Source organism: Serratia sp. 506_PEND, assembly GCF_001076875.1.
Classification (GTDB): domain Bacteria; phylum Pseudomonadota; class Gammaproteobacteria; order Enterobacterales; family Enterobacteriaceae; genus Serratia; species Serratia marcescens.
Map to the genome: position 1 here is coordinate 1 of NZ_JVEL01000098.1, position 6,422 is coordinate 6,422.

General features: G+C 62.5%; 7 protein-coding genes. 2 read left to right on the forward strand and 5 right to left on the reverse strand.

Annotated elements, in window-relative coordinates; translation table 11 throughout:
- From rsxC to ADK28_RS02915, 4 genes are all read right to left on the reverse strand, one after another.
- Positions 1-1,969 (reverse strand): electron transport complex subunit RsxC (gene rsxC / locus ADK28_RS02900; RefSeq protein WP_048794828.1); only part of this gene is annotated, 1,969 nt, incomplete at its 3' end.
- Positions 1,962-2,534, reverse strand: a complete 573-nt coding sequence (gene rsxB / locus ADK28_RS02905; protein ID WP_004938428.1) for an electron transport complex subunit RsxB — start codon at positions 2,532-2,534, stop codon at positions 1,962-1,964. The genes rsxC and rsxB, both read right to left, overlap by 8 nt.
- The gene (rsxA, locus tag ADK28_RS02910; RefSeq protein ID WP_004938443.1) at positions 2,534-3,115 is read right to left on the reverse strand and encodes an electron transport complex subunit RsxA; all 582 of its coding nucleotides are present in this window, start codon (positions 3,113-3,115) and stop codon (positions 2,534-2,536) included. Before rsxA ends, rsxB begins: the two co-directional genes overlap by 1 nt.
- Positions 3,116-3,250: 135 nt before the next feature.
- A complete protein-coding gene (locus ADK28_RS02915; protein ID WP_016927891.1) occupies positions 3,251-3,691 on the reverse strand; it encodes a DUF2569 domain-containing protein in 441 nt (146 codons plus the stop codon).
- Positions 3,692-3,913: 222 nt separating this feature from the next.
- Between ADK28_RS02915 and ADK28_RS02920 the strand changes: the two genes are divergently transcribed.
- Together ADK28_RS02920 and ADK28_RS02925 are read left to right on the forward strand one after the other, a co-directional pair.
- On the forward strand, positions 3,914-4,954 hold the full coding sequence (locus ADK28_RS02920) for an oxidoreductase (RefSeq protein ID WP_048794829.1): 1,041 nt from the start codon (positions 3,914-3,916) through the stop codon (positions 4,952-4,954).
- Between the two features lie 72 nt (positions 4,955-5,026).
- Entirely contained in the window at positions 5,027-6,031 is a 1,005-nt protein-coding gene (locus ADK28_RS02925) for a bile acid:sodium symporter family protein (RefSeq protein WP_033640474.1), read from the forward strand.
- An 11-nt stretch (positions 6,032-6,042) separates the two neighbouring features.
- Here ADK28_RS02925 and ADK28_RS02930 read toward each other — a convergent pair.
- Positions 6,043-6,422, reverse strand: a 380-nt coding sequence (locus tag ADK28_RS02930; RefSeq protein WP_048794830.1) for an AAA family ATPase, incomplete at its 5' end; no start/stop codon positions are given.

Consider the following 6,422-nt stretch of genomic DNA (forward strand, 5'->3'; position numbering starts at 1 on the left):
GTTCCGCCGGTGCAGAGGCATCCGCCTGTTGCGCCGCTTTCTTGGCTTTTACGCGCGCCAGTGCCGCCGCGACCGCCGCCTTGCGCGGATCTTCTTCGGCTGCAACCGGCGCCGGTTCCGCTGGAGCAGGGGCATCCGCCTGCTGCTCTGCCTTTTTGGCCTTCACGCGCGCCAGGGCGGCCGCAACGGCCGCTTTGCGCGGATCGTCCTCTGTTGCCGCCGGGGCGGAGCTGTCTGCGGCCGGCGCCTCTTTACGCGCTTTCACACGGGCCAGCGCCGCGGCCACGGCGGCTTTACGCGCGTCGTCGCCGGCGGTCGCCGGTGGCGCTTCCGTTTCCACCTCGGCAGCCAGCTGGGCACGACGTTCGCGCGCCTGCGCTTTACGCGCTTCGCGGGCGGCGATCATCTCGCTGTTGTCCGGCTGCTGGCCGTTGACCGGCGTAACCGCCGCTTCGGCATTCTTGCTGCGCACGCGCGCCAGCGCGGCCTGCACTGCGCCCTGATCGTCGTCGGTCAGTTTGACGGCGGCCTTTTTATGTCGCTCTTCACGCGCCAGTTTTTCACGCTCCAGACGCGCCAGCTTGGCCTCGTAACGCGCCTTGGCCTCGGCGGTGCGCGCCGCTTCCAGATCGATAGCCTTGATTTCGGCCTTTTCCTGCCGGTAGTACTGTACCAGCGGGATATTGCTGGGGCAGACGAACGCGCAGGCGCCGCATTCGATGCAGTCGAACAGGTTATGGTTGCGCGCCTTGTCGTGCTCCTGTCCACGGCTGAACCAGTACAGCTGTTGCGGCAGCAGCCCGGCAGGGCAAGCGTCTACGCACAGGCCGCAGCGGATGCAGGACTGCTCCGGTTCCTGCGGCGTCATTTCATCCACCGTCGGCGCCAGAATGCAGTTGCTGATCTTGACGATCGGCACGTTCAGCGCGGGCAGGGTGAAGCCCATCAGCGGGCCGCCCATGACCACCATCTGCTGCGCCTGCGGGCGGAAACCGGTGAAGTCAAGCAGGTGCTGCACCGGCGTGCCAATGCGCGCCCACAGGTTGCCGGGGCGCTCGATCGCCTCGCCGGTCAGGGTTACTACGCGCTCAATCAGCGGTTCGCCGTCGACGATCGCTCGCTTGATGGCGAAGGCGGTGCCGACGTTTTGCATCAATACGCCGATAGCGGAGGAGTGCTTGCCGTGCGGCACTTCCTTGCCGGTCAAAATTTTGGTCAGCTGCTTGGCGCCGCCGGACGGGTATTTGGTCGGGATGACGCGCAGCGCAATGCCGGACTGGCCGCGCAACGCCAGTTTCAGCGCCGCGATTGCCTCCGGCTTGTTGTCTTCGATGCCGATCAGCGTGACCTTGGGCTGCAGAATGTGTTGCAGGATCTGCGTGCCTTCAATGATCTGATCGGCATGTTCCTGCATTAGGCGATCGTCGGCGGTGATGTAAGGCTCGCACTCGGCGGCGTTGAGGATCAGCGTTTCCACGCCGCTCATGCCGCCTTGCAGCTTGCTGGCGGTCGGGAAACCGGCGCCGCCCAGGCCGGCGATGCCGGCCTGATGAATACGTTGAATCAGTTCCGTGGCGGGCGATTGGCGATAGTCCGCCACCGGATCGCGCTCGCACCAGCGGTCTTCCCCGTCTGCCTCGATAATCACGCACAGCTCCGTCAGCCCGGACGGGTGAGCGGTGATGTGCGGGGTAATGGCGCTGACGGTGCCCGAGGTCGGGGCATGCACAGGCACGGTGCGGCCGCGGCCGACGGTCAGCGGTTGGCCTTTCAACACCCGATCGCCGGCGCTGACGCACAGCTCGCCTTCCGGCCCCAAATGCTGCTGCAGCGGAATGATAAAGGTCTTGGGCAGGGGCGCGACACGCAGCGGCGCACCGCTGGACTGCGTTTTCATTTCCGGTGGATGGATCCCGCCGTCGAAATCCCAGATCCGGTCTTTTTTAAAGGCGGCGAACAGATTAAGCATGTTGCTCCACGTGGATCACTTGCACCGGGATCGTCTTCATGTCCCACTTCCAGTTGGCGGTGGTGGTAGCGACCGGTCTCATTTCAATACAGTCGGTAGGGCAAGGGGCGACGCACAGATCGCAGCCGGTACAGAGGTCGGTGATGACGGTGTGCATGGCGCGGGTGGCGCCGACGATGGCGTCCACCGGGCAGGCCTGAATGCACTTGGTGCAGCCGATGCAGTTGGCCTCGTCGATATAGGCCACTTTACGCTCCGGCTCGGCGGCGGCTTCGCTGCCCAGCGGCTGCGGCTCTACGTTGAGCAGCTCCGCCAGTTTCAGCATCACCTGTTCGCCGCCCGGCGCGCATTTGTTGATCATCTCGCCGTTGGCCACCGCCTCGGCATAGGGGCGACAGCCGGGGTAGCCGCACTGCCCGCACTGGCTCTGCGGCAGGATCGCGTCGACCTGCTCGGCGACCGGATCCTCTTCCACCTCAAAACGGCGCGCGGCGTAGCCCAGCACCAGTCCGAACAGCAGCCCGAGCGCGCTCAAAGCCGCGATAGCTATCCACAACGCAGTCATTAGAATTTCACCAGCCCGGTAAAGCCCATAAAGGCCAGCGACATCAGCCCGGCGGTGATCAGCGCGATCGAGGAGCCGCGGAACGGCGCCGGCACGTCGGCGACCGCCAGACGTTCGCGAATGGCGGCGAACAGCACCATCACCAGCGAGAAACCGGCGGCGGCGCTGAAGCCGTAAACGGCGGACTGCAGGAAGTTATAGCCGAGGTTGACGTTAAGCAACGCTACGCCCAGCACCGCACAGTTGGTGGTGATCAGCGGCAGGAAGATGCCCAGCAGGCGGTAGAGCGCCGGGCTGGTCTTGCGCACCACCATCTCGGTGAACTGAACGACGACGGCGATCACCAGAATGAAGGAGAGCGTGCGCAGATACACCAGATCCAGCGGAACCAGAATAAAGGTGTTGATCACCCAGGCGCTGACGGAGGCCAGCGTCATGACGAAGGTGGTGGCCATTCCCATGCCGATGGCGCTTTCCAGCTTCTTGGAAACGCCGAGGAACGGGCACAGGCCAAGAAACTTCACCAGAACGAAGTTGTTCACCAGTACGGTGCCGACAAACAGGAGCAGGTATTCGGTCATTGCGATGCCTAAAAAAATAAAAGCCGCCTATTATCGGGAATCGGCGGCCGGACGACAACATATGAATCGCAGGGGTATTGCCTTTTTTGGCGAAAATTTACACAAAAACCCCGATAAAACGTGCTGCAATCGCCATTAACGTTCGGTAAAGGTGCCTTTGACCCGTTGCGAGCGCTTGATATAAGGCACCAGCAGCGCCGCCATCAGCAGCGGCCAGCCGAGGCTGCGCACCGCCACTTCATCCGGCACCGGCGCAAAGGCGAAGGCTTTCACCGCCAGGATCACCGTGATCAGCAGCCATAACAAGAACAGTTTGGGGAAGCGCTGCGAGCGCTGGCAAAACAGAAACACCAGCCACAGGGTGAAGCCCCACATCAAAAGCGTGGTCAGCACCGAAAAGTACCATTGCAGGGTAAACGCCTGGGCGTTGGTCAACAGATAATCGCGCGACTCGGGCATGAAGATCGCCATGGCGTACAGGAGCAGCATCAGGCTGGCGCTGAGCAGGGTGACGATCAGATAGGCCAGCGGGGCCAGCAACCAACCGCCGATACGAGTGTATTCAGCTTGAGACATAAAGGCTTCCTGATTGAAACGGGGATCACAGGCGGCATAGCTTAGCGGGTAATATAGGCTTCGTCATCTCTATCAAGCGGATAGCTCGGCATCGCGACGCCGGGCCGCACGTTTGGCTACTCCGGCCTCGCTTCGAATTAACATCTCATTTACTTCTTGTTCCATCCGGCCGCATGGTGTCAAATCGAAAGGGTCTGTCGTGAGCCAGCAAGAGGAAATCCCATGGCTGAGAAAATTCGTGTCGGGCTGGTCGGTTACGGCTACGCCGGCAAAACCTTTCATGCGCCGCTGATTGCCGGTACGCCGGGGCTGGAGTTGGCCGCCGTCTCCAGCAGCGATGCCGGCAAAGTGCACGCCGACTGGCCGTCGATGACGGTGGTGGGGGATGCGCAAGCGCTGTTCGCCGATCCGGCCCTCGATCTGATCGTCATTCCTACCCCCAACGATACCCATTTCCCGCTGGCGCAGCAGGCGTTGGCCGCCGGCAAGCACGTGGTGGTGGATAAACCGTTTACCGTGACGCTGTCACAAGCGCAGGCGCTGCAACAGCAGGCGCAGCAGAGCGGTTTACTGCTGTCGGTGTTCCACAACCGCCGCTGGGACAGCGATTTCCTTACCCTTAAAGCGCTGTTAAAGGACGGTTCGCTGGGCGAGGTGGTGTATTTCGAGTCGCATTTCGATCGCTACCGGCCGCAGGTGCGCCAGCGCTGGCGTGAACAAGGCGGCGTCGGCAGCGGCATCTGGTTCGATTTGGGGCCGCATCTGCTCGATCAGGCGCTGCAACTCTTCGGCAAACCCGAACGGCTGTTTGTCGATCTGGGTGAGCTGCGGCCGGGGGCGCAGGCGGTGGACTATTTCCACGCGCTGCTGAGCTATGGCGATCGCCGTGTGGTGCTGCACGCCAGCATGCTGGCGGCGGCAGAGAGCCCGCGCTACGTGGTGCACGGCACCCGCGGCAGCTATGTCAAATACGGCCTCGATCCGCAGGAAGACCGACTGAAGGCCGGCGAGCGTCTGCCTCAGGCCGATTGGGGCTATGACATGCGCGAGGGTGTAGTGACACTGTCATGTGACGATCTGCTGGCGGAGCAACCGCTGCTCAACATTCCCGGCAATTACCCGGCTTATTACGCGGCGGTGCGCGACGCGATCGCCGGTACAGGCGAAAACCCGGTGCCGGCCGCCGACGCCATCGCGGTGATGGCATTGATCGAACTGGGGCTGGAATCGGCCCGGCTGCAGCAGGCGCTGCCGGTGGTTTGATATTGCCCATTTCTCTGTGCCCGGCGAAGCGTCGGGCCTTTTTACGACTTTACGTGCAAGGAAATTCGTTTCATGTCCTGGTTGCAGCGTTTGCGCATTGATAAATTTTTGCTGGTTCTGATTTTGGTGGTGATCGTCGCCTCGCTGTTCCCCTGCGAAGGCATCTGGAAAACCTTCTTTGAACACCTGACCACCGCGGCCATCGCGCTGCTGTTCTTTATGCACGGCGCCAAGCTGTCGCGCGAGGCGATCATCGCCGGCATGAGTCACTGGAAGCTGCATCTGCTGGTGTTCCTCAGCACCTTTGCGCTGTTCCCGCTGCTCGGACTGGCGATGAACCTGCTGGTGCCGGGCATCATGACGCCGACGGTCTATCTCGGTTTCCTCTATCTGTGCGCGCTGCCGGCCACGGTGCAGTCGGCCATCGCTTTTACCTCGGCGGCAGGCGGCAACGTGGCGGCGGCGATCTGCAGCGCCTCGGCGTCGAGCATTCTTGGCGTGTTCCTGTCGCCGCTGCTGGTGGGGGCGTTGATGCATACTCAGGGCGGCAATACCGACGTGTTGCACGCCATCGGTTCAATCATTTTGCAATTGATGGTGCCGTTCGTGATCGGTCACCTGGCGCGGCCATTGATCGGCAAGTGGATCGACCGTCATCGCAAGCTGATCAACCTGACCGACCGTTCGTCGATCCTGCTGGTGGTGTATACCGCGTTCAGCGCGGCGGTGGTGGAAGGGATTTGGCACCGCATCGACGGTTGGTCGCTGCTGACCATCCTGGTGATGTCGCTGGTGCTGCTGACGGTGGTGCTGGTGATCAACACCTACGCGGCGCGCTGGCTGGGCTTCAACACCGCCGATGAGATCACCATCGTCTTCTGCGGTTCTAAAAAGAGCCTGGCGAACGGCATTCCTATGGCCAACGTGCTGTTCCCGGCCGCGGCGGTGGGCGCCATGGTGCTGCCGCTGATGATTTTCCACCAGGTTCAACTGATGGTGTGCGCGGTGCTGGCGCAGCGCTATGCGCGTAAAACCGCCAAACAGCGGGCCGAGGCGGAGGCGCTGGCGGCCAAATAGGCCGCAGGCCGCTAACGGTGGCTCAGCGCGTCGAGCAGAAAGTCGGCGCGCTCGTCCGGTGAGGCGCGCGGCAGTTCTTGCAGCTGATAGCCATAGCGGCGATAGACGGCCACCATCGCCCGGTAGGTCAGCTCGGCTTCGGCGAAAGATTGTTTTCTCTCACTGTCCTGCGCGTAGATCGCTTGCCACGGCGGGGCGATGAACACCCTTTCGGCATAGCGAAAGGCGCCGATCGCCGCCGTCAAATGCGCGGGGATCGGCAGTCCGCACAGCGTGAGATACCCGGCGATATCCGGCAGCCCGCGATCGAAGAACCAGCATGTTTCCCCCGTCGCTTCGCGCCATGAGCGCAGTTCCCAATCGAGCATCCGCTCGGCGAAGGCCTGGCGAT

Excerpts from the sequence above, each read along its gene's own strand:
- rsxB (WP_004938428.1), bottom strand. The coding sequence starts at position 2,534 with ATGACTGCGTTGTGGATAGCTATCGCGGCTTTGAGCGCGCTCGGGCTG.
- rsxA (WP_004938443.1), bottom strand. The coding sequence starts at position 3,115 with ATGACCGAATACCTGCTCCTGTTTGTCGGCACCGTACTGGTGAACAAC.
- ADK28_RS02915 (WP_016927891.1), bottom strand. The coding sequence starts at position 3,691 with ATGTCTCAAGCTGAATACACTCGTATCGGCGGTTGGTTGCTGGCCCCG.
- ADK28_RS02920 (WP_048794829.1), top strand. The coding sequence starts at position 3,914 with ATGGCTGAGAAAATTCGTGTCGGGCTGGTCGGTTACGGCTACGCCGGC.
- ADK28_RS02925 (WP_033640474.1), top strand. The coding sequence starts at position 5,027 with ATGTCCTGGTTGCAGCGTTTGCGCATTGATAAATTTTTGCTGGTTCTG.